This window comes from Bradyrhizobium sp. T-1 (genome assembly GCF_053592855.1).
In genome coordinates, this window is sequence record NZ_CM132115.1 from 2,938,556 (window position 1) to 2,960,950 (window position 22,395).

Annotated in this window: 22 protein-coding genes; 15 read left to right on the plus strand and 7 right to left on the minus strand. The window is 61.6% G+C overall.

The genetic code is table 11. The features are described 5' to 3' along the window. Position 1 precedes the first annotated feature (1 nt). A complete protein-coding gene (locus ACWAT4_RS14015; protein ID WP_212301276.1) occupies positions 2-682 on the plus strand; it encodes a redoxin domain-containing protein in 681 nt (226 codons plus the stop codon). Between the two features lie 11 nt (positions 683-693). On the opposite strand, the gene ACWAT4_RS14020 is transcribed toward ACWAT4_RS14015, so the two are convergent. Beyond that, positions 694-1,533 (minus strand): uroporphyrinogen-III synthase, encoded by an 840-nt coding sequence (locus ACWAT4_RS14020; protein ID WP_449730775.1) that lies wholly within the window; start codon positions 1,531-1,533, stop codon positions 694-696. 69 nt (positions 1,534-1,602) lie between these two features. Between ACWAT4_RS14020 and ACWAT4_RS14025 the strand changes: the two genes are divergently transcribed. From ACWAT4_RS14025 to ACWAT4_RS14035, 3 genes are all read left to right on the plus strand, one after another. Next, entirely contained in the window at positions 1,603-2,040 is a 438-nt protein-coding gene (locus tag ACWAT4_RS14025; RefSeq protein WP_212301274.1) for a hypothetical protein, read from the plus strand. Between the two features lie 103 nt (positions 2,041-2,143). Beyond that, the gene (purU, locus tag ACWAT4_RS14030; RefSeq protein ID WP_212446640.1) at positions 2,144-3,007 is read left to right on the plus strand and encodes a formyltetrahydrofolate deformylase; all 864 of its coding nucleotides are present in this window, start codon (positions 2,144-2,146) and stop codon (positions 3,005-3,007) included. Between the two features lie 5 nt (positions 3,008-3,012). Then, positions 3,013-4,344, plus strand: a complete 1,332-nt coding sequence (locus ACWAT4_RS14035; RefSeq protein ID WP_212301272.1) for a hypothetical protein — start codon at positions 3,013-3,015, stop codon at positions 4,342-4,344. A gap of 65 nt (positions 4,345-4,409) precedes the next feature. On the opposite strand, the gene ACWAT4_RS14040 is transcribed toward ACWAT4_RS14035, so the two are convergent. After that, positions 4,410-5,576 (minus strand): hypothetical protein, encoded by a 1,167-nt coding sequence (locus tag ACWAT4_RS14040; RefSeq protein ID WP_212446638.1) that lies wholly within the window; start codon positions 5,574-5,576, stop codon positions 4,410-4,412. Positions 5,577-5,967: 391 nt separating this feature from the next. On the opposite strand from ACWAT4_RS14040, the gene ACWAT4_RS14045 reads away from it, so the two are divergent. Continuing rightward, entirely contained in the window at positions 5,968-6,981 is a 1,014-nt protein-coding gene (locus ACWAT4_RS14045; RefSeq protein ID WP_449730776.1) for a glycosyltransferase family 2 protein, read from the plus strand. 50 nt (positions 6,982-7,031) lie between these two features. On the opposite strand, the gene ACWAT4_RS14050 is transcribed toward ACWAT4_RS14045, so the two are convergent. After that, on the minus strand, positions 7,032-8,273 hold the full coding sequence (locus ACWAT4_RS14050; protein ID WP_449730777.1) for an oligosaccharide flippase family protein: 1,242 nt from the start codon (positions 8,271-8,273) through the stop codon (positions 7,032-7,034). A 310-nt stretch (positions 8,274-8,583) separates the two neighbouring features. Between ACWAT4_RS14050 and ACWAT4_RS14055 the strand changes: the two genes are divergently transcribed. The 6 genes from ACWAT4_RS14055 (at position 8,584) to ACWAT4_RS14080 (ending at position 14,229) form a co-directional block, all read left to right on the plus strand. After that, positions 8,584-9,552 (plus strand): hypothetical protein, encoded by a 969-nt coding sequence (locus tag ACWAT4_RS14055; protein WP_449730778.1) that lies wholly within the window; start codon positions 8,584-8,586, stop codon positions 9,550-9,552. Between the two features lie 170 nt (positions 9,553-9,722). Beyond that, positions 9,723-10,493, plus strand: a complete 771-nt coding sequence (gene rfbF, locus ACWAT4_RS14060) for a glucose-1-phosphate cytidylyltransferase (RefSeq protein WP_212301267.1) — start codon at positions 9,723-9,725, stop codon at positions 10,491-10,493. Next, on the plus strand, positions 10,494-11,582 hold the full coding sequence (gene rfbG / locus ACWAT4_RS14065) for a CDP-glucose 4,6-dehydratase (RefSeq protein ID WP_449730779.1): 1,089 nt from the start codon (positions 10,494-10,496) through the stop codon (positions 11,580-11,582). It abuts the gene before it with no gap. Then, positions 11,579-12,139 (plus strand): dTDP-4-dehydrorhamnose 3,5-epimerase, encoded by a 561-nt coding sequence (gene rfbC, locus ACWAT4_RS14070; RefSeq protein ID WP_212301265.1) that lies wholly within the window; start codon positions 11,579-11,581, stop codon positions 12,137-12,139. Before rfbG ends, rfbC begins: the two co-directional genes overlap by 4 nt. Next, entirely contained in the window at positions 12,136-13,362 is a 1,227-nt protein-coding gene (locus ACWAT4_RS14075) for a methyltransferase domain-containing protein (protein WP_449730780.1), read from the plus strand. Before rfbC ends, ACWAT4_RS14075 begins: the two co-directional genes overlap by 4 nt. 39 nt (positions 13,363-13,401) lie before the next feature. After that, positions 13,402-14,229: an NAD-dependent epimerase/dehydratase family protein gene (locus ACWAT4_RS14080; protein ID WP_449730781.1), complete on the plus strand. Its 828-nt coding sequence runs from the start codon at positions 13,402-13,404 to the stop codon at positions 14,227-14,229. 25 nt (positions 14,230-14,254) lie between these two features. On the opposite strand, the gene ACWAT4_RS14085 is transcribed toward ACWAT4_RS14080, so the two are convergent. The 4 genes from ACWAT4_RS14085 to ACWAT4_RS14100 all read right to left on the minus strand — a co-directional run bounded on the left by ACWAT4_RS14085 (position 14,255) and on the right by ACWAT4_RS14100 (position 18,731). Further along, the gene (locus tag ACWAT4_RS14085; RefSeq protein WP_212301262.1) at positions 14,255-15,454 is read right to left on the minus strand and encodes a hypothetical protein; all 1,200 of its coding nucleotides are present in this window, start codon (positions 15,452-15,454) and stop codon (positions 14,255-14,257) included. Between the two features lie 11 nt (positions 15,455-15,465). Continuing rightward, on the minus strand, positions 15,466-16,353 hold the full coding sequence (locus tag ACWAT4_RS14090; RefSeq protein ID WP_449730782.1) for a GumC domain-containing protein: 888 nt from the start codon (positions 16,351-16,353) through the stop codon (positions 15,466-15,468). A gap of 113 nt (positions 16,354-16,466) precedes the next feature. Beyond that, a complete protein-coding gene (locus tag ACWAT4_RS14095; RefSeq protein ID WP_449730783.1) occupies positions 16,467-17,357 on the minus strand; it encodes a sulfotransferase in 891 nt (296 codons plus the stop codon). Between the two features lie 45 nt (positions 17,358-17,402). Then, positions 17,403-18,731, minus strand: a complete 1,329-nt coding sequence (locus ACWAT4_RS14100) for an oligosaccharide flippase family protein (protein WP_212301259.1) — start codon at positions 18,729-18,731, stop codon at positions 17,403-17,405. Between the two features lie 180 nt (positions 18,732-18,911). Between ACWAT4_RS14100 and ACWAT4_RS14105 the strand changes: the two genes are divergently transcribed. The 4 genes from ACWAT4_RS14105 (at position 18,912) to ACWAT4_RS14120 (ending at position 22,383) form a co-directional block, all read left to right on the plus strand. Further along, positions 18,912-19,649, plus strand: a complete 738-nt coding sequence (locus ACWAT4_RS14105) for a glycosyltransferase (RefSeq protein ID WP_449730784.1) — start codon at positions 18,912-18,914, stop codon at positions 19,647-19,649. 197 nt (positions 19,650-19,846) lie between these two features. Continuing rightward, positions 19,847-20,986: an N-acetyl sugar amidotransferase gene (locus ACWAT4_RS14110; RefSeq protein ID WP_212301257.1), complete on the plus strand. Its 1,140-nt coding sequence runs from the start codon at positions 19,847-19,849 to the stop codon at positions 20,984-20,986. Then, complete coding sequence (gene hisH / locus ACWAT4_RS14115) at positions 20,983-21,597, plus strand: imidazole glycerol phosphate synthase subunit HisH (protein ID WP_212446625.1); 615 nt, start codon at positions 20,983-20,985, stop codon at positions 21,595-21,597. The genes ACWAT4_RS14110 and hisH overlap by 4 nt, the downstream gene beginning before the upstream one ends. Positions 21,598-21,600: 3 nt before the next feature. Further along, entirely contained in the window at positions 21,601-22,383 is a 783-nt protein-coding gene (locus tag ACWAT4_RS14120) for an AglZ/HisF2 family acetamidino modification protein (protein ID WP_449730785.1), read from the plus strand. Positions 22,384-22,395 lie beyond the last annotated feature (12 nt).

Consider the following 22,395-nt stretch of genomic DNA (forward strand, 5'->3'; position numbering starts at 1 on the left):
CATGTCAGGCCGTGATGTCGATGGACCGCTTCAACCGGGCGATCGCGCACCGAACGTCGTGCTGGATGCCATCACACGCACAGGAAAGATCGCGCTCGAGGATTACCGCGGGCATAGTCCGATATTGGTCGGCTTGTTCAGGGGCCTGCACTGCCCGTTCTGCCGGCGCCATATCGCGGCGCAGGCCCAGCTTGACGGCGCGCTGCGCGGAAAGGGCGTCGAAAGTCTCACGGTCGTCAATACGCCGACCGACCGGGCGCGGCTCTACTTCCGCTATCATCCTCTGCCCAACCTGCTCGCAGCGTCCGACCCCGAGCGGCTCTCGCATCGCGCGTTCGGCCTGCCCAATCTCGAGTTCACGGAAAACGAGACCGAGTGGCCGCGCAAGGTCGCCATGGGCGTCGTCATGAGCATGCAAGTCGACATGCCCGGCGAATTGCCCGGCCCGATGAACCGGCCTGCGGCCGCCGAGTATCTCAACAACAAGGACGGCTACGAGATGACCGAAGCCGATCAACGCATGGCGGCGAGCGGCACAGGCCAGCTGTTCGGCCAGTTCCTGCTCGATCGGGAAGGGATCGTGCGCTGGACGTTTACCGAGGTTCCGGACGGCGGCCAGCGCATGTTCGGAGCGCCGAGCCATCAGGAGCTGATGTCGGCCGTCTCACAAGTGGCAAGCTAACGCAAAGAAGATCAGCCCGCCGTCCTCGGCCGTTTCTCCGCCAGCGCCGCTGCCATCGCCGAGATCAGCGGCCGCATGAAATAGGCCTCGTCCGGGGGCGAGATGTCGGTGCGCAAACCATGCGCGGCGAGTTCGCCCGAGACTGCCGGTCCGACTGAGGCGATCAGTGTCCGCTCGAGTCCCGCGCGCAGCTTCGCCTCGCTGCCATGCGCCTGGGCCGCCTCGATCAGCCGGCGGACCTGGCCGAGATTGGTGAGCGCGATGGAATCGATGCGTCCCTCCGCCATGTCATCGATGGCGGCGACGATGTTGGCGTCCGCAGCCCTCGAGTCATAGGCATAGGGCAACACGGTGTCGACCTCGGCGCCTTGCGCGGCCAGTGCGCCGGTCAGTGCGCTGTGGTCCTTGTCCGGATAAAGCTGAAGGCCGAGGCGATGTCCCTTCAAGTCAAGCCTGGCGAGCATCTCGATCACGCCCTCAGTGGTCGGTTTCTCGGTGGTCTGCTGCGCCTCGAGCGAGATTTCGCGCAACGCCTTGCCGGGCTTCGGGCCGCGGGTGAATTTTCGCGATTTGGCGAGCGCCCCGACAAAGGCCTGGTCCAACGCGCGGGTGCGCGCGAGCTTCATGATCCGCCGCAGGCCTTCGCCGGTCATCAGCACGAGGTCGTCGAGCGGTTTGTCGATGGCACGACGGATCCAGGCCTCGACCGGGGCGGGGTCCGGCGCATCCTGGATGGCGAACATCGGACATTGCACGACCTCGGCACCCTGTTCGGCCAGGAGCTTCGAGAACTGCGCCTCCTCGCGGGTTTCGAGGATCAGGATGCGGGTGCCGGTCAAACGGTCGGCCATGGGCGTGCTCCGGTGCAGTGGGCGCTTCATCCTGCCTCCTGGCGTGGGATTGGCGCAAGGTCACCAGCGATGATACAGCAAGCCATGCGAGAGTTCCTCAGAATAGCCGTCGCTGTGGTAGCGGTCCTGGCTGCCTATTTCGGATACGTGTATCTGCACCGGCTGGAGTTCTTCGAGCCGCGGGTTCGCGACGCACGCATGCTGATGAGCGTTCTGGACAACTATTACACGGCAAAGGGAGCTTATCCGGCTCTTTATCCGGTTCTGCAGAAATATGATGTCCCCGTTGCCGTGGTCCTTGAGGTGCTGGCGGACAGCAGCGTGGACTTTGGCTCCCGCGTCAAATTCAACGATCCCGACCGGGCGGCCCGCTACGTATCGGTCGATGGCAAGAGCTACGGGCTGCTCTATCACTTCGAAAAGCCCGGTCTGCCCCCGACGTGCATCGTGGAGGTCGGCGCCCGCAATACGGGCTGGTGGGGACAGCCGCCATCGTGCCCTTGGTAACATGGCAGTCATCTAAGAGGTTGGCCCGGCGACGCGCCCGGTGATAGAGCAGGGGTGCGAATCCAGGTTATCCAAGGCCCTTGCCCAAAGTTTAGTCAGCGCCATGCCCGATCATCAATATGTTCTGACCCTGTCCTGTCCGGATCGCCCCGGCATCGTCTCGGCGGTCTCGACCTTTCTGGCCCATAATGGGCAGAACATTCTCGACGCCCAGCAGTTCGACGACGTCGAGACCAAGAAGTTCTTCATGCGCGTCGTGTTCACCGCGGCCGATCTTGCCGTGGAATTGTCCGCGCTCCAGACCGGCTTTGCCGCGATCGCCGAGCGTTTCGGCATGGAGTGGCAGATGCGCGACCGCGCCGCGCACCGCAAGGTGACGCTGCTGGTGTCGAAGTCCGACCACTGCCTGGTCGACATCCTCTATCGCTGGCGCACCGGCGAATTGCCGATGACCTTGGCTGCGATCGTCTCCAACCATCCGCGCGAGGTCTATGCCGGGCTCGATTTCGGCGGCATCCCGTTCCACTATCTGCCTGTTACCAGGGAGACCAAGAGCGAGCAGGAGGCGCAGATTCTCGATCTCGTCGCCAAGACCGGAACCGATCTGGTGGTGCTCGCCCGCTACATGCAGATCCTGTCGGATGATTTGTCGGCCAAGCTGTCCGGCCGCTGCATCAACATCCATCACTCGTTCCTGCCGGGCTTCAAGGGCGCAAAGCCCTATCACCAGGCCCATGAGCGCGGCGTGAAGCTGATCGGCGCAACCGCGCACTACGTCACGCGCGATCTCGACGAAGGTCCGATCATCGATCAGGACGTCGAGCGCATCAGCCACCGCGATACGCCGGAAGATCTGGTCCGCAAGGGCCGCGATATCGAGCGCCGCGTGCTGGCGCGGGCGATCCGCTATCACCTCGACGACCGCGTCATCCTCAACGGCCGCAAGACGGTCGTGTTCGTGGATTGAAGATCTTGCAGCCCGATCAGGCCAACGCCTTGCCGGGGTCCGGCTCCGCGAACGGGGGCTGGTCGATACGCCCGATCCTGGCGGTCCTGATTGTGCTGTCCGTTGCCGTATTCTGCGTCTCAGCTGCGAATGTTTCCAAGCTCTATCCTGAATATCAAATCGTGTACGGGTCCGCCGCGCTGACATCGGCGCTGATGGCGGTCGCGCTGTTTGCACCCGCATTTCTGCTCTTCGTCGTTGCCGAGTTCAGTATCGGCTACTTCGTGGGTTTCTACCTCTGCTCCATGGTGCTGGGCTATCTGTGGCTGAGCTTCTTCTCGCTCCGCGCCTATGACCACGAGGCTGCACGGCTGTCCGCTGCCGCGTCGGCGATTGTCTTTCTCCTGCCCGTGCTGTTCCTGCGATCGTCCTTGCCGCAGATTCGAATGCTGTCGGTCAAATCGTTCGATCGCCTGCTCCTGGTTCTCTTCCTGGTTTGCGCGGCGACTGTCGCCGTCGGGGCGGCTTACAATTTCAGATTTGTGTCACCTGACAATGCGTCCCTGCTACGGACCGACGCGCTGCCAACCAGCGTGAATTATCTGATCGGCATCACTTCGGGCTCGCTGCTGCCGTTCCTGTTCGCGTACTGCGTCGCGCGGAATTCGTTTTGGCGGGCCGGTGCGGTCGTGCTGCTGATGCTGCTCTACTACCCGATCGCCGTCAGCAAGATGGCTTTCTTCGCGCCGGCCTGGTTGATCGTTCTCGCCTTGCTCGCAAGATTGTTCGAGGCGAGGGTGGTTGTTGTTCTGTCGTTGTTGTTGCCGATCGTTGCCGGAGTTTTGCTCTTCACCTTCCTCGGGGGCATTGGTCCGGTCGTTCGGTTTGCGGGGGCCTACCATTTCATCGTGAACTTCCGATTGCTCGCGGTCCCGTCGCTCGCACTCGACCTCTACAACGAATTTTTCGCCAGTCACGAGCTCACCCATTTCTGCCAGATCAAGGTGTTGAAGCCGTTCATCGCCTGCCCCTATCAGGATCAGTTGGGGGTCGTGATGCTGAAGTATTTCCCCGGAGGCGGAACCTACAACGCCTCCCTGTTCACCACCGAGGGGATCGCCTCCGTGGGCATGCTCTATGCGCCGGTCACGGTCTTCCTTTGCGGCATGGTGATCGCTTTCGGAAACCGGGCATCGGCTGGCCTGCCGGCGTCTTTCGTTCTGGTATCGGGCGGCATGCTCGTGCAGAACCTCCTGAACGTTCCGCTTTCAACGGCCCTGCTGACGCATGGCGGGGCTCTGCTCTTCCTGCTCTGGTACCTGATGCCGCGGGACGCCTTGCCTGCCAGCGGCAAGTAACCTCCGCGCAAGCAGCCGACGAACCCCGCGCTGCGGAATTGTCGGTGCGAGCAAGGCGACGCGCGTCAGGCGCGTAATGGCTCCGCCTCGAACGAAGCACGCTTCTTCAGGAGCAGGCCGAGGAGCAGCGGCCACACGATCTGAATGCCTATGCTGGTCGTCGCAATCATGTTGTCGAACAGATTGTAAACGACGAACGTATTGAGGAGCGCAAGAGAGGGAACTGCGAGCGGCGATGTGCGGATCACGCCGATATAGGCGTACAGAATGAAGATGAAGACAGCGAACGTCGTCAGGACGCTGAACCATCCGAAGAAGATCCATGATCGGCTGAACACGCTCGAAACGTTGAAGTTATCTGAAAATTCGGGGATGTTCCTGTCCGGACTGACGCCGAGCCTGGGCAGGATCCGATGCGAGATCGCATCCGGCAGAAGTTCGCTCACGGCGTATTCTGGAATCTTCTTCAGATCGTATGGTGGCTTGACGGTCGAGACGGCGTACTGAAAATTCGCAAGCGGGCCAGTTGAATAGAGAAACAGCCAAAACGCGACTGGTCCGAGGTTTGATCCGTGGAATGCTTCAGTCGCGTGCCCCAGGCCATTGACATTACCGCTTCGTGCTTCGCCAAATTTGGCGGCACCAAAGAGCAGCAGTGTTCCGAGGGCGACCATACTCACGACATGGCTCACTCGGATGCGCGGGAGATAAATAAGGAAGACGAAAACCCAGGACGTCAGCACGATCAGTGCGGGTCCCCGGTAGACGATCGAAAGAAGGAAGATGATTGGAAGCGTAGCCTCGCCAAGATAGCGCCAGCGCACGCGGCCGGTCTCATAGAGGAAGTCGGCGAAGCGGATGGTGGAGAACACGCTGCCGAACGTGACCGCGAAAACATGCAGCGAGGGCATACCCTTGAAGGACGTGTAGTGAAACTGCCCGCGGATCATGTCGATCAGGGGCACGCTGCCGGCATAAGCAAGATCGGCGGCAAAGCAGGCGAGAGGCACGGCGACCGCCCAGCCCGGCAGGAGGCCTGCACGGTAGGCCCTTATCGAACGAACCCGGGGTTGCACCAGCCAGCCTGCGACGCCCGCAACGACAAAGCTGAACGCGAAGAACAGCACCAAGCCCCGCGTCGTCGGGGGATATATCTCGGACCATCCCAGCTGATAGATCGCAAGAGCGCTGCCAAAAGTAAGGATGTAGATCAAGAACGGATTGGCGAGCATTGAAGCGGCTTCCTCTGAGTGGCCGCGAACCTATCCTCGTACCACAGGCTGAATCAAGCCTCGCTTAGCCACGGCACGGCCACAACTGAGGCAGATCTATCCAAACCGAACCGCAATCTTGTGACACGATTGACCTCGTGAAAGCGTGTCTCTCGATGGCATTCTTGCCGTGCAGGGCGCCCATGATGAATGAACGAGATGTTCGGACCAGAAGGAGCCAAGTTGAGCAACTCAATTGCGCTCATGCAACTTGCATTTGTGTCGACGTTGGGGATATCAAAGCTGGCCGCTGAATTCTGTCCCGTGCCGAAAAGCGGTCTTTTGGTGAGACGCTCGAGATTGAGTACGATATTCTCAGCAGCGTGCTGCGCGCGACCGTGGATTCAATAGTGTGCCGAGCTTTAGTGTTATCCTACCGGTTCGCAACGGCTGGCCGTATGTCCAGGACTGTGTCCAAAGCATTCTGGCCCAGACTTACCCGGATTTCGATCTCATCGTCCTGGACAATCAGAGCACTGACGACACCGTTCCCTGGCTGAAGTCCCTGGGAGACAGTCGCATTCGGCTGTACGGGTCGTCGTCGTCGCTTTCGATCGTCGATAGCTGGGCGCGGGCTGTCGGGGTCGAGAAGCGCGAATACATGACGTTGATCGGCCACGACGATCTGCTCGATCCCGATTTCCTCTTGACCATCAATCGCGCCATCGGACGGTTCCCCGACGCGAAGCTCTATCAGACCGGCTTTCGCTTCATCGACACGGTCGGCCAGACGATTCGCGCCTGTCGCCCGGTCCCTGAACGAGAGACCCCCGCGCAATATTTGGAAGGCCGGCTCACGTACCAGCGCGACGTCAGCGGGACCGGCGTCGTCATGCGATCGGCTGATTATGATCGGATCGGCGGCATTCCACATTTCGAGCGGCTATTCTTCGCGGATGATGCCCTGTGGTTGTCCCTGATGCAGGGGGGCTACAAGGCGTTCGATCCGGCCGACCTCTGCGCGATCCGAATGCACCCGCGGAAGGAATCGACCACGCAGCCGTCGGCCTGGCCTTCTTTGCTGTCCGGGCTCAATCAGTTCGCGGATTTCCTCGACGTCTACGTCCAGTCGGATAGCGACGCACAGGCCGTGGTGTCGAAGCACGCTGCCGGCTTCATGCTGAGATATCATCGAAACCTGTACATCCTGGCGCTGTTGGAGGCGTGCCAGATGGGCCGCAGGATCGATGCTGCGGCCGCGGACAAGCTCGTCGCATCGCTTGGCAAGCGCGAGCCCGCGATGGCTGCCTCGATCCGGGCGTCGCTCCCGCTCAAGCTCATCGAGGCGCTCAACATGTCGCCAATGCGGCGAACGGCGGTTCCGCTGTGGGAGCTGTACCGTCGCTTCTGGATGCACGCGGAATGAGCCGGCGGGCGCTCGTCCGCGAATTGGCGGGAGGAGCCCTAAGGCGAGTTTTAAGGCGCGGCGGCTGAATGCCGCTCACCGTCCGGCCGTCGGACCCGGGCGCTCCATGTCGTGATGTTCAGTTTTTTTCGCACCATCAACAGACATGCGACATCCATCGCGGCGAGGCAGAAAGCGGTGCTGGAAGCAGCTCCGACGGCTCCATACGAGGGCACCAGCACCAGATTGCCAATGACGTTGGCGACGGCCGTCGCCCCGATGATGTTGCGCATTTGCTTGCCGTGGCCGGTCATGATGAGCAGCGTTTCGACCGGTCCGATTGCGATCATGACCAGCTGCCCAAGCGCCAGGATCCGCAGTGGCCAGGCTCCCTGTTCGAATTGTGGACCGAAGAATCCCAGAACGATCTCCGGGAAAATCAGAAGAGCCAATATGACCGGGAGTGTGGCCGCCAGCATCGAGAACGTGCATTGACGCGCCAGCCGTGCCAGCGCCGCATCGTCGTGCTGAGCGTGCAGGGCCGCAAATTGCGGTCCGGCAACGCTGTTCACCGACGCCATCACGAATGTCGTCGTCAGGATCGTGAGCCGCCGCGCCACACCGTAGAAGCCGACTTCGCTGGGATCAGCATAGCTGCCCAGAGCCAGAATATCGGTCCAGTTCATCGCCAGATATCCAAAGCTCACGAACAGCAACGGCATGCTGGTTCGCAGCAGGAGCCGTATGTCGAACGCGCCTTGCTGCCGCCAGATGCCGGGCCGGCGCCGGCTCCAGAGCACGAAGCCGACGAGCATGCAAGCAAAGGCCACGACAACGTAGGTGATCATCACTGCCTGGAAATCGATCGCGGCGAGATACCAGAGGACCACGCCCCCGATCAGCAACACGAGGGGCGGCAGCATCGAGTGGATCAAGGTGCCGGTCCCGGGAGCGCCAATTCCCTTGTAGAACTCGGCCTGGATCGCCCGCACCGCGACGGGTGCGAACGACAGAACCACCAGCGGAAGCATGGCTTGGAGTTCGCCGGCTCTGTTTCCCCCGAGGCCGATCAGGGAAACGATCAGCCATGCGGGGATGGCAATGATGATTGCGGCGCCCACGGCGAGCCCGAGGCTTCTTCGGTAGAGCGCCGCGAGGCCGGCCCGGTCGCCTTGCGTGTTGGTGATGGCCGTGAAGCGCAGAACGGCGCTCTCCATGCCGAGGCGCGAGACCGTCGCCCCGATATCAATAATGGTCGTCGAGATGAAATAGAGCCCGACGCCGGAGGCGCCAATCACGCGGGCAAGCAGCACATTGAACAGGAACGAGAAGCCCGCACCGGCAACCAGCGCGGAAAATACACTGGCAGCCCCAATGGAGTTGCGGTTCAAGTACCGGCGAAAAGTCTTCATTTGACTCCGGAAAGAAGACGGCGTCCTGGCCGTCCGTCACCTGGGCTTGCGCTGTGATGGCTGAGAATCGAGAGCCGAGAGCTGACGCCGGTCTCTGAGATCGTCCGCGGCGGAACATACGGGGGTAAGAAACCGCCGACAAGCACTGAATCGGGTTGGCGATGGTCCGCCTCTTGTGTAGGTCAACAGCGAGGTGCGGGATGCCGCATCGATGGATACAGGAACGGCCGTGCGGGACGTAGGGGTCATCTATCTTTGTCGCTTCGCCGAGGGAGAGCGACCGGTCCGTCGCTTCCTGGAGAGCTATCTTGCTCATCCCGCCGGCCGAGATCACGATCTGATTGTCGTCTTCAAGGGATTTCCTGATCAGCAAAGTCTGGCGAGGGCGAATGCGCTGTTTGCCGGCGTTCCCATCAACGCCGTGGAGGTCGACGACCTCGGCTTCGACGTTGGCGCCTACGTGAAGGCAGCCAGGCTCGTGCTCAACCGCCGTCTCTTGTTCCTCAATACGTTCAGCCAGATTTTGGCTGACAACTGGCTCGAGTATTTCGATCGGGCCTTGGACCGCCCTGAAGTCGGAGTGGTCGGTGCGACGGGTTCCTGGGCAGCTAATACTGCCGGCCCGGAGGCCACGGTGGTTTTCCTGGTGCGAAGGATGCTGGGCTTGCCGGCCACGCTTCATCAATCCATCGAGCACGTGCAGCCGGAGGGCGGCACCGCTCACGCGGGCAGGGCAAGTGCCGCCAGGCTGTATCTCTCCGCACCGTTCGACTACGCGGTCAGGTATTATCGCTTCGGTCGATTTCCCAACCCCCATCTTCGAACGAACGCGTTCATGATGGATCGGGCTCGCTTCCTTGCCCTCGAATTGCCAAGCTTCAAATCGAAATCCGACACCTACGGATTCGAGAGCGGTCGCCGCTCGATGACGAAGCAGATCCTGACGCAGGGCTTACAGCCAGTTGTCATCGATCGGCAAGGCAGGGTTTATCGCATTCCGGAATGGAGATCGTCTTTCACATTCAGGGCTGGGGAGCAGGAAAACCTTATCGTTGCGGACAATCGCACCGTGAATTTCAGCGAGGCAGGCCCTGCCCATCGCCAATATCTGGAGAAGCTCAGCTGGGTTCATCCCTGGAACTGGGACGACGACAGGCCCCCGCCGCCCAGATTCAGCTGATCGAAGCCCATCGCACTCGCGCACCGCGCCCGCAAATCGAGGTCGCCGGTTGCCAAAAATGGCTGGCGGAGCTGTGCATTGACCAGAACTATCGATTAGTGTTCCGGTATTGACAATCCGCGTCAATTCCACGCACTACCTGCCCTATCAGGGCAAACCGGATACTACTTGTGAAAGCCGTTATTCTAGCAGGCGGGCTCGGGACCAGAATTTCCGAGGAGACTTCCGTCAAACCGAAACCGATGGTCGAGATTGGCGGCCGTCCGATCCTGTGGCACATCCTGAAGTTGTATTCAGCGCACGGCGTCAACGACTTCGTGATTTGCTGCGGCTACAAGGGCTACGTGATCAAGGAGTATTTTGCGAACTACTTCCTGCATATGTCCGACGTCACGTTCGACATGACGCAAAACCACATGGAAGTTCACCAGCGCAAAGCCGAGCCCTGGCGCGTCACGCTGATCGACACCGGCGACGACACCATGACCGGGGGCCGGTTGAAGCGCGTCGCCGACCATCTTAGGGGCGAAAACGCGTTTTGCTTCACCTATGGTGATGGCCTCAGCGACGTCGACATCCGCGGTTCGATCGACTTCCATCTCCGGCACGGCAAGCTCGCGACGATCACCGCGGTCACTCCGCCGGGACGATACGGCGCGCTGCAGCGGTCGGGAGATCGCGTGACGGCCTTTGCCGAAAAGCCTCGCGGCGACGGTGCCGTAATCAATGGCGGCTTCTTTGTGCTGTCGCCCGCCTGCATCGATCTCATCGCCAACGATCAGGTGTCCTGGGAGAACCAGCCCTTGATCGAGCTGGCCGCGCGCGGCGAGTTGATGGCCTATCCGCACCAGGGCTTCTGGCAGCCGATGGACACGCTCCGGGAAAAGAACTTGCTGGAAGAGCTGTGGGCGAGCGGCAAGGCGCCGTGGAAGATCTGGTAGATGACCGGGCAGATCAATCCCGATCCCTCATTCTGGGCGGGCCGGCGCGTCCTGCTGACGGGACATACCGGCTTCAAGGGGGCTTGGCTCGCGCTTTGGCTGCACCGGCTCGGAGCCCGCGTGACCGGCGTCAGCCTGCCGCCATCCACGACCCCCAGTCTTGCCGAGCTCGCCGGTGTCGATGAGCTGATCGAAGGTCATTCGATCGACATCCGCGACGCCGAGCTGCTCGCCGAGCGCGTTCGTGCCGCCAAGCCCGAAGTGGTGTTGCACCTCGCGGCACAGGCGCTGGTCCGGACGAGTTATCGCGAGCCGTTGCAGACGTTCGCAACCAACGTTCAGGGCACTGCGAACCTGCTGGAAGCCGTTCGTGCGACGCCGTCGGTTCGCGTGGTGGTCGCAATCACCACGGACAAAGTCTACCGCAACGTCGAGCACGTCTATCCCTATCGGGAGACAGATGCCTTGGGCGGGCACGATCCGTACAGCGCCAGCAAGGCTGCCGCCGAGATCGTCATCGCCAGTTATCGTGATGCCTATCTTGCCAACGCCGGCGTGGCGCTGGCCTCGGCCCGCGCCGGCAATGTGATTGGTGGCGGCGATTGGTCGGAGGACCGCCTGATCCCTGATGCGGTGCGTGCCTGGAGCACGAACCAGTCCCTGATCGTGCGGCGGCCGGATGCGTTCCGGCCCTGGCAGCACGTCCTTGAGCCGCTGGCGGGATATCTGCGGCTGGCCGAGCGCCTTTGGCTGAGCCCGGACCTCGCGGGTTCCTATAATTTCGGTCCTGACACGTCCGAAGCGGCCAGCGTCCGCCACGTCGTGGAGTTTGCCCGGCAAACCTACGGCAAGGGCGAGGTGACGTGGGGAGGGGGACAGGAAGGGCCTCATGAGGCCGGCTGGCTCGCGCTGGAGACAGCGAAGGTGCGGCATACGCTCGGCATCGCGCCGCGCTGGCCGCTTGGACAATCGGTCGAACGGACGTTGACCTGGTACCGGCGCTGCGAGGAGCGGCAGGACGCGCGAAGCCTCTGCCTTCAGGATATCGCGGACTTCGAGATGGTTGCCGCGCGGGGGCCGTCCGCATGAGCCGCTTCGTCATCACCGACACGCCGCTTGCAGGCCTGAAGCTCGTCGAGCGCGGCCGTCTATCGGACGCGCGCGGCTTTCTGAGCCGCCTGTTCTGCGCCGAGGAGCTGGCTGCGGCCGGCTGGAGCCAAGCTATCGCCCAGATCAATCAGACCCTGACCCGTGCGCGCGGCGCGGTGCGCGGCCTGCATTTTCAGCACCCGCCGCACGCGGAAATGAAGCTCGTCAACTGCATCCGCGGCAAGGTATTCGACGTGGCGGTGGACTTGCGCCGGGGCTCGCCGACATTCCTGAAATGGCACGGCGTGGAATTGTCCGAGGACAACGGCCGCGCGTTGCTGATCCCGGAAGGGTTTGCACACGGATTCCAGACGCTGATGCCGGACAGCGAGCTGCTCTATTTTCACAGTTGCGCCTATGCTCCGGCGAGCGAGGGCGCGATTCACGTTGAGGACCCGCGCGTCGGCATCGCGTGGCCGCTGCCGCTGGCCGAGTTGTCAGAGCGCGACCGTCGCCATCCCCTGTTGCCGTCGTCGTTTGATGGAATAGCACTATGAATTGTCGGCACTGCGCCGCCAGGCTCAAGCTCGAACTGATCGACCTCGGCAGCTCGCCGCCGTCGAACGCTTATCTGTCCGCGGCAGGCTTGCTTGCGCCCGAGAAGACGTATCCGCTCAAGGTCATGGTCTGCGAGCAGTGCTGGCTGACGCAGACGCTGGATTTTGCGCAGGCCGACGAGCTGTTCTCGGCGGACTACGCCTATTTCAGCAGTTTCTCGACGACCTGGTTGCAGCATGCCGAACGCTATGTTGCCGACATGGTGGAGCGTTTTCATCTGGGGCGCGACAGCCATGTGGTCGAGATCGCATCCAATGACGGCTATCTGCTGCAATATGTGAAGGGTCGCGGCATCCCCTGTCTCGGCATCGAGCCGACCGCCTCCACGGCGCGCGCCTCGCGCGAGAAGGGGATCGAGACGCTGGAGCTGTTTTTCGGTGCCGAGGTCGGCGCCCGGCTCGCGGCCGCGGGCAAGCAGGCCGATCTGATGGCGGCCAACAACGTTCTCGCCCATGTGCCCGACATCAACGGATTCCTCGCCGGCTTCACCAATCTGCTGAAGCCGGGCGGCGTTGCGACATTCGAGTTTCCGCATCTGCTGCGGTTGATCGAGGAAAACCAGTTCGACACCATCTATCACGAGCACTTCTCCTATCTGTCGCTGACGGCGCTTGAGAAGATTTTCCGCCACAACGGGCTAGCGGTGTTCGATGTCGAGGAATTGCCCACCCATGGCGGCAGCTTGCGCGTGTTCACGCAACGCGCGGCATCCGGCAGCCATGTGGTCACCGACCGTGTCGCGCAGCTCCTGGCGCGCGAGACCGCTGCCGGACTTTCGTCCGCAACCGGCTACAGCGGTTTCCAGTCGCGCGCCGAAAAGGTGAAGGACGACCTGCTCTGCTTCCTGATCGAGGCGAAGCGCGCGGGCGAGCGCGTGGCCGCCTATGGCGCGGCGGCCAAGGGCAACACGCTCCTGAATTTTGCGGGTATCCGCCGCGACCTCATCGCGTATGTGGTCGACCGCAATCCGGCGAAGCAGGACAAATATATGCCCGGCAGCCGGATTCCGATCGTCGACGAAGCCAAGCTGCTCGCTGAGCGGCCCGACTACGTCGTGATCCTGCCGTGGAATCTGAAATCCGAAGTGATGGACCAGTTGCGCCGCGCGGGCTTGTCGGACGCTCGTTTCGTCACGGCGGTGCCGGCACTGGATATTGTCTGAGCGGGCGGTGGCGACGATGCGCCTCTTGTGGACGGTCTGATGAAGGTTGCTGTTACCGGCGCACGGGGCTTTGTCGGGCGGCACGTGTTGGCCGAGCTTGCCCATCACGACGTCGAAGTCGTCGCCAGCGGACGACCCGGAGGCGCGCTGCTGGAATCGGGGACGGCAAAGCTTCGATGGCTGCCGCTCGATCTTGCCGATCCACCGGCGGACTGTTTTGCCGCGCTCGATCGTCCGGACGTGTGGCTGCATCTCGCCTGGGGCGGTCTGCCCAATTATCGCTCGCAATATCACGTCGAGACCGAGTTGCCGCGCCACGTTGCCGTGCTCGAGAATGCCGTCCGCAATGGCCTTTCCACGCTCGTGGTGGCGGGCACCTGTCTCGAATATGGCCTGCAGTCGGGAGCGCTGGCAGCCTCGGCGGAGACGCATCCGACCACGCCTTACGGCGCGGCCAAGGACACCCTTCGCCGGCGATTGCAGGCTCTGCAGGTCGACTGTCCGTTCCGCCTGACCTGGGCGCGGCTGTTCTACATGTATGGCGACGATCAGCCGGCCACGTCGCTGTGGCCGTCACTGAAGGCCGCAGCCCTCGCGGGGCGGGAGGAGTTTCCGATGTCGGGCGGCGAGCAATTGCGCGACTATCTGCGGGTCGAGGAGGTCGCGCGCCGCCTGGTCGCGCTTGCGCTCAAGCCGGCCGAGCGTGGACCGGTGAATGTCTGCTCGGGCCAGCCGGTTTCGGTCCGCGCGTTCGTTGAAACCAGGATCCGGCAGAACGGCTGGAGCATCAGGCCGAAATACGGCGAGATGCCATATGCGGATTACGAGCCGATGGCGTTCTGGGGCGAGCCGCCGGGTTCGGACTGACCCGGCGAGACTCGTTCGCTCTGGGTCAGACAGCGCGCATTTTCTCCGAGGCCGGATCGCTCACGAGTGTCTCACGATGCCGCCAAGGCGGGATCAGAAGCGGCCATATGAGCTGCGGGAGCATGGCGGCGGACGCCAGCATGTTGTTGAACAAGCAGAAGACGACGAGAACGTTCAGCAGCGCCAGCGCGGGCACGCGATAGGGCGAATTGCGGATCAGGATTGTGTAGAGAATGATGAACGCGGACAGCGTGGCGAACATGATGACCGGACCGATCCAGCCGAAATACCCGTAGGATCGTCCAAACAACGTGGCGATGTTGATGCCGGGAGCGATCTGCGGCAGATCCCAGCTGTAGAGGTCGTCTCGCGTGGCAAGATTACCGCTTCCGGTCTGGACCTTGTCGTTGAGCATGGGCAAGATCTTCTTGGACAGGGTGTCGGGCAACAGATCGCTGGCGATGAATTCGAGGACATCGCCTTGCCCGGGTGAGACCGTGCTGACCGCAAGCTGAAAATTCGCAAGCGGCGAGGTCGCGTAGAGATACGTCCAGAAATAGGTTCGAGGTACTCCTGAAGCCTGGAACGCGGCCGATGGCGCACCAACGCTTTCCTGTCCCGGCGATCGGACATCGCCCATGACTCCGTTGAGGTAGCCGGCGAGCACCAGGGCCGCCGTTCCGAACGCGATGTGCGTGCGCTTGAATCTGCCTTTCCAGATCAGGAAAACGAACATCCAGGACAGCAGGCACATGAGGGCGGGCCCGCGATAAACGAGAAGGATGTAGAAGATCACGGGCAATGCAGCTTCGGCCAGGTAGCGATAGCGACGCGAATAAAGAAAATCGGCAAAACGTATGGCCGAGAACGTGCTCCAGAGTGTGAATGCGTGGAGGTGGGTGGCGTTTGCCTCGATCGCGTAGAATTTGGCTCCGCGGAGCACGAAGATGAGCGGTATTCCGCCACCGAGCATGACGTCGCCGACGAAGGTTGCGATCACAAACAACGTGGCATAGCCGGGCAGCAGACCGGGAGTGTAGTGTTGCGTCTGGTTGATGAACGGCCCGATCAAGCGAGCCAGCAGTACAGAAGCGAGAAACGTAAAGCCGAAGAACAGCAAAAGATCCCACGTCAGCGGCGGATAGAGATCGGACCAGCCAAGCTGATAGATGGCGATCGCCGTTCCGAATGCTGCTATGTAAACAAGGAAGGGATTTTTGAGCATGCTTCGTCCGATCACGCCATCGGTCGAAAGCGGCGAAGGGGCTGATACGGCGATCGTCCCGGTGCCAGGTACCGTCCCAGGAGGACGAGTACCAGCAACAATGGCAAGGCCGCAACACCGAAGAGTACGGCGATGCCTCTCGCACGCGTCGGCATCGCGGCTTGGGGCAGGTTGGGTGGAACGACAACCACGTCCGCGGTGACGCCTTTCAATCGAGCGATCAGCCTGTCCACCGCCGCCCAATTCTCGCCTCTGCTGATCAGGACGGAAAGGTAGCTCGCCGGTTCGCCGGACGCGCCGTTCGGCGCCACGAGTTTCGCCGTCTCGCTTTCCAGCTGGTCAATCAATCTCGTTTTTTCGTTGGCGGCAATCCTGTTGCGCTCCAACAGGGCTTCAAGAAACTCGCGAGCTTTCCCCTGGGGATGTGTCGAGGCCAGCCATGTCTGGATCAAATCTGTCGCAATCGCTTGCGCGCGCCGGGGATCGGAATCGTCGACGTCCAGGCGATACAAACGATCACCGGCGCGCCAACTCGTCGGTTCGGGGTCGATGAGACCGAAGTGATGGGCGAGGAACGACGCTTGCGCATCGGGAAGATCGCCGCCGACCCCGTGCTTGGAGAGGATCTGGTTCGCCACGGGCGGCGACGTCACAAACTGCTCCATCGATTTGGCGGTAGCCCTGTCGATCCGCAACAAGGCGCTGCTTCTATATTGATGCGGTGCCAGCGACGCGGCGAGATATGCGACCAAGGCAATCACGATCGGTCCAATTGCCAGCAGCCAAATGTGGTCGACAATGGCGAGCACCAGCTCCTGGCTGAAAACCCTTTCCGTGCTTCCGCCGATTGGCTCCCCAGATCCGGTCAATTCGCTTAGCCCCTTTTGCGAGATGGCCATCCGGTGACCACTATCAATCAAACGCATATCGTTGTGAAGTGGCTGCGACATGCTCGCAGGAAAGGGCGCGAGCTGTCCATTATCTGCGGCGCGCGCCGATCGGAGGCAGGCTCTTATTTGCTGCTGACGGCGGGCGAGGCCATGCCTGAAATTCCGTAGCCGCGCGCCGCCAGGATCTCGGCGTGCGCTGCCGCGAACTTCTTGAGCTCGGGGTTGGATTCATAGGCCTGAGCGCGGTCCGCGCGGATGCTCTTGACCGCTTCTTCGATCCGGGCGTTCGACGCATCCATATCGCAGAACGCGGCGGTCTTGGTGAGCCATTTGACGGGCTCGGCCAACACGTCCTCGTAACGCAGCGTCAGCACGCGCTCTTGCGGCAGGCCGGCAGTCACGGCGTCGGCCTGCGTCGTATATTCCTGCCAGAGCGAGAACGCATCATCGAGCGAGAGGCACCGCGGGGAGTGGGCAAAGCCGGCGCGACGTGGATGGATGAAGAAGATCGCACGGTAGCGCCGATAAAAATCCGGCGCTTCCTTGAGAAGCCTGACTTCCCGGGCGAACAGGGATTGTGCGACGTCGACGCCATTCCTCTCGATGGAGACGACCTTCGCGTTCGGAAAGATCTTCAGCCATAGCGGGAGCGTGAAGGTGTTGCGCGGGTCCTTCCAGCCCCAGGGGCCGTCGAGGCCATCGATCCGTCCCGACAGAAACCGTCGTAGCCCGAGAAACTGGATCGACCGCGGGCTGGCCAGGAGGTTACGAAGATAGATGTCGCTCCATTTGACGATGTCGTCGTTGCGCCAGAAATATTCGTTGAATGGCGCCGGGTAGTCCCAGCGGCCGCCGCACTGGCTCAACAGCCATTCGTTCAAATCCTGGAAGAACAGAGCCTCGTTGTTCTCGTCCTTCTGCGTGCCGAAGAACATGCCGAGGTTTTCCAGCAACTGTCCGAGCATGCTGGTCCCGGAACGGTGCATTCCGATGAAGATCACGGGGTTCCGCATGATGTGTCTCTGTCTGCCTGTGACTGCCCGGCACGTCCGCCGGCATCACTTCGAGGAATTGAGTTTCAGATAACCGACCGTGTTGATCTGAAGCTTGTGCCGCACGATCCACCAGGCGATGATCTTCATCATCGACACCGAGATCGCCGTGCTGATCGCCGCGCCAAGTGCGCCGAGCGGGGGGACCAGCACAAGATTGCCCGCCAGGTTCAGGATCGCCGAGAAGATCATGTTGTTGCGCATGAGCTTCTCGTGGCCGGTCATAATCAACAGGGAAGTGAGCTGTCCAGTCGAAACATTGACGAACTGCGCCAGAGCAAGCAGCCGGAGCGGCCAGATCCCGACCGCGAACTGGTGGCCGAAGAGACCAAGGATTTCGGCAGGAAAGAGCAGGAAGATCAGGATCAGGGGCGACGCCATGGCCGTGGCCCAAAACGAGCTTCGGCGGGCCAGCGCTTCCAGCTCCGAATGTCGTCCACTGGCATGCAGTGAGGCGAATTGCGGCGTGACGACGCTGCCGATCGCGATCAGAACGAAGGCGCTCGTCATGGAAACGCGAAGTGCCACGCCATAGACGCCGACCTGGTCGGGGGTCGACAGAATTCCAAGGACAAGCGTGTCGGTCCAGGCCATCACGAGGTTCAGACTGGTCACGATGAGGATCGGCAGACTGGTACGCAGCAGGACCGCGGTCGAGAAGTTCGCCTTCCGCCAGACGTTCTTGACGGCAGCCTTCCAGCGCAGCAGCGCAAGAAGCATCGCGAGCAGGAATGCGCAGGCGTAGGAAGCGATGACATTGGAGGTCGTTGCCAGGCCTTGCCAGGCCAGGACCATCGACAGCAGAAGCAGCGTCGACTGGGGCAGGACGGTTTGAGTGAAGACGGCGATCCCGGGCCGTCCGAGCGCCTTGAAGGCCTCCGTTTGTACGGACAGAACGGTCACCGGGATCAGGGCAACCAGCAGGACCGGCACCAGCGATGCGAACGCAGCGTGTTCGCTCGCGCCGATCGGCGTCCAGGTCAGGATCAGCCAGGCCGGAAGCACCATCAGTGCAGCCGAAAGCGCTGCGATCCCGACGCATTTGCGATACACGGTTGCGACGGTTCCTGGCTCGCCGGAGGCGTTCGCGATCGAGATGAATTTCAGGGCGGACGTCTCCAGCCCTAGCCGCGAAATTGTCGAAAATATCTCGGTGCTTGTCACGCTCAGGAAGTAAAGACCGAGGCCTGCGGCCCCGATCAGCTTGGCCAGCAGCAGGCTCACCAGAAGCGACAATGCGGCGCCCGCGATCTGCATCGTCAGGGCGGTGGCGGCCCCGATCGCGTTGCGGTTCGCCAGCTTTCGCAAGTTCGAGGTCAGAAAGCCTGAATTCATTCGCCAATTTGCGTTGCAACGATCTGCGGACGGCTTAACGGAACTGTCGACGTCCAACAATCGCTATTTGGTTTTGCATGCCCAACTGCTAGGGCATTATGGCGTCCTGGTGATGATGATGTGCATGTGGTTGATCTGGACTGGTTTTAGCCGCGTTTCGTGCCTGGCAGGGGCGCCGAAATGACGGTCAGCGTCTGCATCGCGACGTATCAAGGCGAGGCCTATATCGAGCGGCAGTTGCGCTCGATTCTCGAACAGGTCGGTCCAGGCGACGAGGTCATCGTTGTCGACGATTGCTCGCGCGACCGCACGGTGGAGGTCATTGAGGGCATCGGCGATACCCGCATCGCGGTCCATCGCAACCCGGCCAACCGACGTGAGGTCTATTCGTTCGGCCGGGCCATCGAGCTTGCCCGGGGCGACATCATCTTTCTATCCGACCAGGACGACATCTGGCTGCCGGGGCGGCTCAAACGGATGGTGGAGAGCCTGCAGACGTCGGGGGCGGCCCTGGTGTCGAGCAATTTCGAATGGATGGATGCGGACGAGCGGCCACTGGATGTCGCTTTCGACGGCGTATCGTCCCAGACGTCGAAACAGCATTTGGGCAATATCGTCGAGATTTTCCGCGGCAAGACCAACTATTTCGGCTGCGCCATGGCGTTTCAGCGCAGGCTGGTCCCCTTAATCGTGCCGATTCCGGCCTATGTTGAGTCCCACGACCTCTGGATTGCCCTGGCGGCCAACCAAATCGGCTCCAATCTCCACATCGACGACAAGACGCTCCGCAAGCGCCGGCATGGCAGCAATACCACCAGCACGGTGTCGAATCGCCCGCTGTCCTACAAGCTCTGGTCCCGCTGGATATTCCTTCGTAGCCTGGCCGAGTTGGCGGGGCGACGCCGCCGGTCGGCGTGATTCCCCTGTCGAGGGGGTGGAATGCCCACCCCGAAACGGCTGTCCAGCCGGGCATAACGCCGCGGGCGCGAAAATAGGCGCGGGTCCAGCCTGCAATAGGTATTTATCTGCTACGCCAGACCGACTAAAGGGGACAACGTCCCCTGGCGATCCGAAACGGCGTAACCCGGAACACGAGTTTCTTAGAGCATTCCCGAATGGCGGTCCGACCCTACCAGATCTGCGCAAATTGCGTCATGGACACCAGCGACTCGACGCTTCAGTTCGATGGGCGCGGCTGGTGCCAGTACTGCTGCAATTTTCACGAGAACATCAAGCCGAACTGGCATCCCGATGAACGCGGCACCCAGGAGATCATGCCGCTGATCGAGAAGATCAAGGAAGAAGGCAAGGGCCGCGACCACGACTGTATCATCGGCATCAGCGGCGGTCTCGACAGCTCCTATGTCACTTACGTCGCCAAGGAAAAGTTCGGCCTGCGGCCTCTGATGTTCCATTGCGACACCGGTTGGAACTCCGATCTCGGCGTCAGCAACATCCAGAAGATCATCGAAGGCCTGCACCTCGATCTCGTGACCGAAGTGGTCAATTGGGAGGAGATGAAGGACCTGCAGCGTGCCTTCTTCCTGTCCCAGGTCGCCTTCCAGGACCAGCCGCAGGATCTTGCGCTGTTCTCGGCGATGTACAATTTCGCCGCCAAGAACGGCTTCAAATACGTCATTACGGGCGGCAACAACTCGACCGAGTGCGTGCGCGAATCGATCGAGTGGACCTATTTCTCGACCGACATGGTGCATGTGCACGACATCCACAAGAAGTTCGGCACGCGCGAGCTAAAGACGTTTCCGACCTGCGATATCCTGAAGTACCGGCTGTATTATCGGCTGGTGAAGGGCATGCGGGTCATCAAGCTGCTGGACAGCGTTCCCTTCATCAAGAAGGATGCGATCCGCGAGTTGACCGAGAAGTTCGGCTGGCAGCCCTATCCGCAGAAGCACTACGAGTCGCGCTTCACCCGCTTCTATGAAGCCTATTGGACCCCGCGGAAGTTCGGCTACGACAAGCGCCGGGCCTATTTCTCGAGCGAGATCCTCACCGGTCAGATGACGCGTGACGAAGCGCTCAAGCGCCTCGAAAAGCCCGAGCTCGACGAGGAGACGCTGCGCCACGAATTCGAGTATGTGGCGACCAAGCTCGGCTGGACCGTTGCCGAATTCCAGGAAATCTTCGACGGCAAGAACAAGTCGTTCCACGACTACAAGAACAACCTTTTCATGATCACCCTCGGTGCCAAGATCTCGAACGTGCTCGGATTGGACAACCGGATTTTCCGATGATCACCATCATCAATTACGGGCTCGGCAACGTCCAGGCCTTCGCCAATCTCTACAAGCGGATGAACGTCCCGGCGAAGATCGCGACCGGCGCTGCCGACCTCGATGGTGCGACGAAGCTGATTCTGCCGGGGGTCGGGGCCTTCGACCACGCCATCGAGCTGCTCGACGCCTCGGGCATGCGCGAGGTGGTCGATGATCTCGTGATGAACCGGAAGGTTCCTGTTCTCGGCGTCTGCGTCGGCATGCAGATGCTGGCCGGCTCGAGCGACGAGGGAAAGCTCGCCGGGCTCGGTTGGATCGAGGGGCGGGTTCGACGCTTCGACGAGAGCCGGCTGCCGCGCCCGGCGCGCCTGCCGCACATGGGCTGGAATGACGTGGTGCCGAAGAACGGCGTGCGGCTGTTCGACGGTCTCGAGCAGGACTCCCGCTTCTATTTCCTGCATTCCTACTATTTCGATTGCGCCTCCAACGACAACGTCCTGGCCACGTCCGAATACGGCATGGCCTTCAATTGTGCCGTGGGCTCGAACAACATCTACGGTGTCCAGTTCCATCCCGAGAAGAGCCACAATTACGGCATGCGGCTCCTCAAGAACTTCGCCGAGCTTTGACCCGTGCTGCGCCCCCGCATCATTCCCTCGCTGCTTGTCCAGGACAAGGGCCTCGTCAAGACGGTCGGGTTCTCGAATCCGAAATATGTCGGCGATCCCATCAACGTCGTCCGCATCTTCAACGAGAAACTGGTCGACGAGCTTGCGGTCTACGACATCGACGCGACCGTGCGCGGCCATGAGCCCGACTATCGCATGCTCGAGAACCTCGCCGTCGAATCTCGCATGCCGCTCTGCTACGGCGGTGGCGTGAAGACGGTGGAGCAGGTCAAGACCATCATCGGTCTCGGCATCGAGAAGGTGTCGATCAGCTCGGCTGCGGTCGCCAATCCGAAGCTGATCGCCGACGCCGCCGAAGCGGTCGGCAGCCAGAGCGTCGTCGTCGTCCTCGACGTCAAGCCGCGTCCGCGTGGCGGTGTCTACGAGGTCTGGACCCACAACGCCAAGGTCAACACCGGGCGGACCATGCTCGAAGTCGCTGCCGAAGCCGAAAAATTCGGGGCCGGAGAGATCGTGGTCAACGCGATCGAGAAGGACGGCCAGATGAAGGGCTACGATCTCGAACTCGCGCGGCAGATCAATGCAGCTTCGAAGGTGCCGGTCACCATCCTGGGCGGCGCCGGCTCGCTCGCCCATATCGAGGAGCTGATCCGCAATTTCGGCGTCATCGGCATCGCGGCCGGCAGCCTGTTCGTCTTCAAGGGCGTCTACCGCGCCGTGCTGGTGAATTACCCGACCATCAAGGAACGCGACCAGCTGCTTCAGAGCCTGGTCCAGGTCGCATGATGTCCGGGTCTC

Bases quoted from the DNA above. Each gene is read 5' to 3' on its own strand.
- purU (WP_212446640.1), top strand. From the start codon at position 2,144: ATGCCCGATCATCAATATGTTCTGACCCTGTCCTGTCCGGATCGCCCC.
- ACWAT4_RS14025 (WP_212301274.1), top strand. From the start codon at position 1,603: ATGATACAGCAAGCCATGCGAGAGTTCCTCAGAATAGCCGTCGCTGTG.
- rfbG (WP_449730779.1), top strand. From the start codon at position 10,494: ATGACCGGGCAGATCAATCCCGATCCCTCATTCTGGGCGGGCCGGCGC.
- ACWAT4_RS14085 (WP_212301262.1), bottom strand. From the start codon at position 15,454: ATGCTCAAAAATCCCTTCCTTGTTTACATAGCAGCATTCGGAACGGCG.
- ACWAT4_RS14055 (WP_449730778.1), top strand. From the start codon at position 8,584: ATGGATACAGGAACGGCCGTGCGGGACGTAGGGGTCATCTATCTTTGT.
- ACWAT4_RS14015 (WP_212301276.1), top strand. From the start codon at position 2: ATGTCAGGCCGTGATGTCGATGGACCGCTTCAACCGGGCGATCGCGCA.
- ACWAT4_RS14110 (WP_212301257.1), top strand. From the start codon at position 19,847: ATGGCGGTCCGACCCTACCAGATCTGCGCAAATTGCGTCATGGACACC.
- hisH (WP_212446625.1), top strand. From the start codon at position 20,983: ATGATCACCATCATCAATTACGGGCTCGGCAACGTCCAGGCCTTCGCC.
- ACWAT4_RS14080 (WP_449730781.1), top strand. From the start codon at position 13,402: ATGAAGGTTGCTGTTACCGGCGCACGGGGCTTTGTCGGGCGGCACGTG.
- ACWAT4_RS14095 (WP_449730783.1), bottom strand. From the start codon at position 17,357: ATGCGGAACCCCGTGATCTTCATCGGAATGCACCGTTCCGGGACCAGC.
- ACWAT4_RS14020 (WP_449730775.1), bottom strand. From the start codon at position 1,533: ATGGCCGACCGTTTGACCGGCACCCGCATCCTGATCCTCGAAACCCGC.
- rfbC (WP_212301265.1), top strand. From the start codon at position 11,579: ATGAGCCGCTTCGTCATCACCGACACGCCGCTTGCAGGCCTGAAGCTC.
- ACWAT4_RS14100 (WP_212301259.1), bottom strand. From the start codon at position 18,731: ATGAATTCAGGCTTTCTGACCTCGAACTTGCGAAAGCTGGCGAACCGC.
- ACWAT4_RS14075 (WP_449730780.1), top strand. From the start codon at position 12,136: ATGAATTGTCGGCACTGCGCCGCCAGGCTCAAGCTCGAACTGATCGAC.
- ACWAT4_RS14040 (WP_212446638.1), bottom strand. From the start codon at position 5,576: ATGCTCGCCAATCCGTTCTTGATCTACATCCTTACTTTTGGCAGCGCT.
- ACWAT4_RS14090 (WP_449730782.1), bottom strand. From the start codon at position 16,353: ATGGCCATCTCGCAAAAGGGGCTAAGCGAATTGACCGGATCTGGGGAG.
- ACWAT4_RS14105 (WP_449730784.1), top strand. From the start codon at position 18,912: ATGACGGTCAGCGTCTGCATCGCGACGTATCAAGGCGAGGCCTATATC.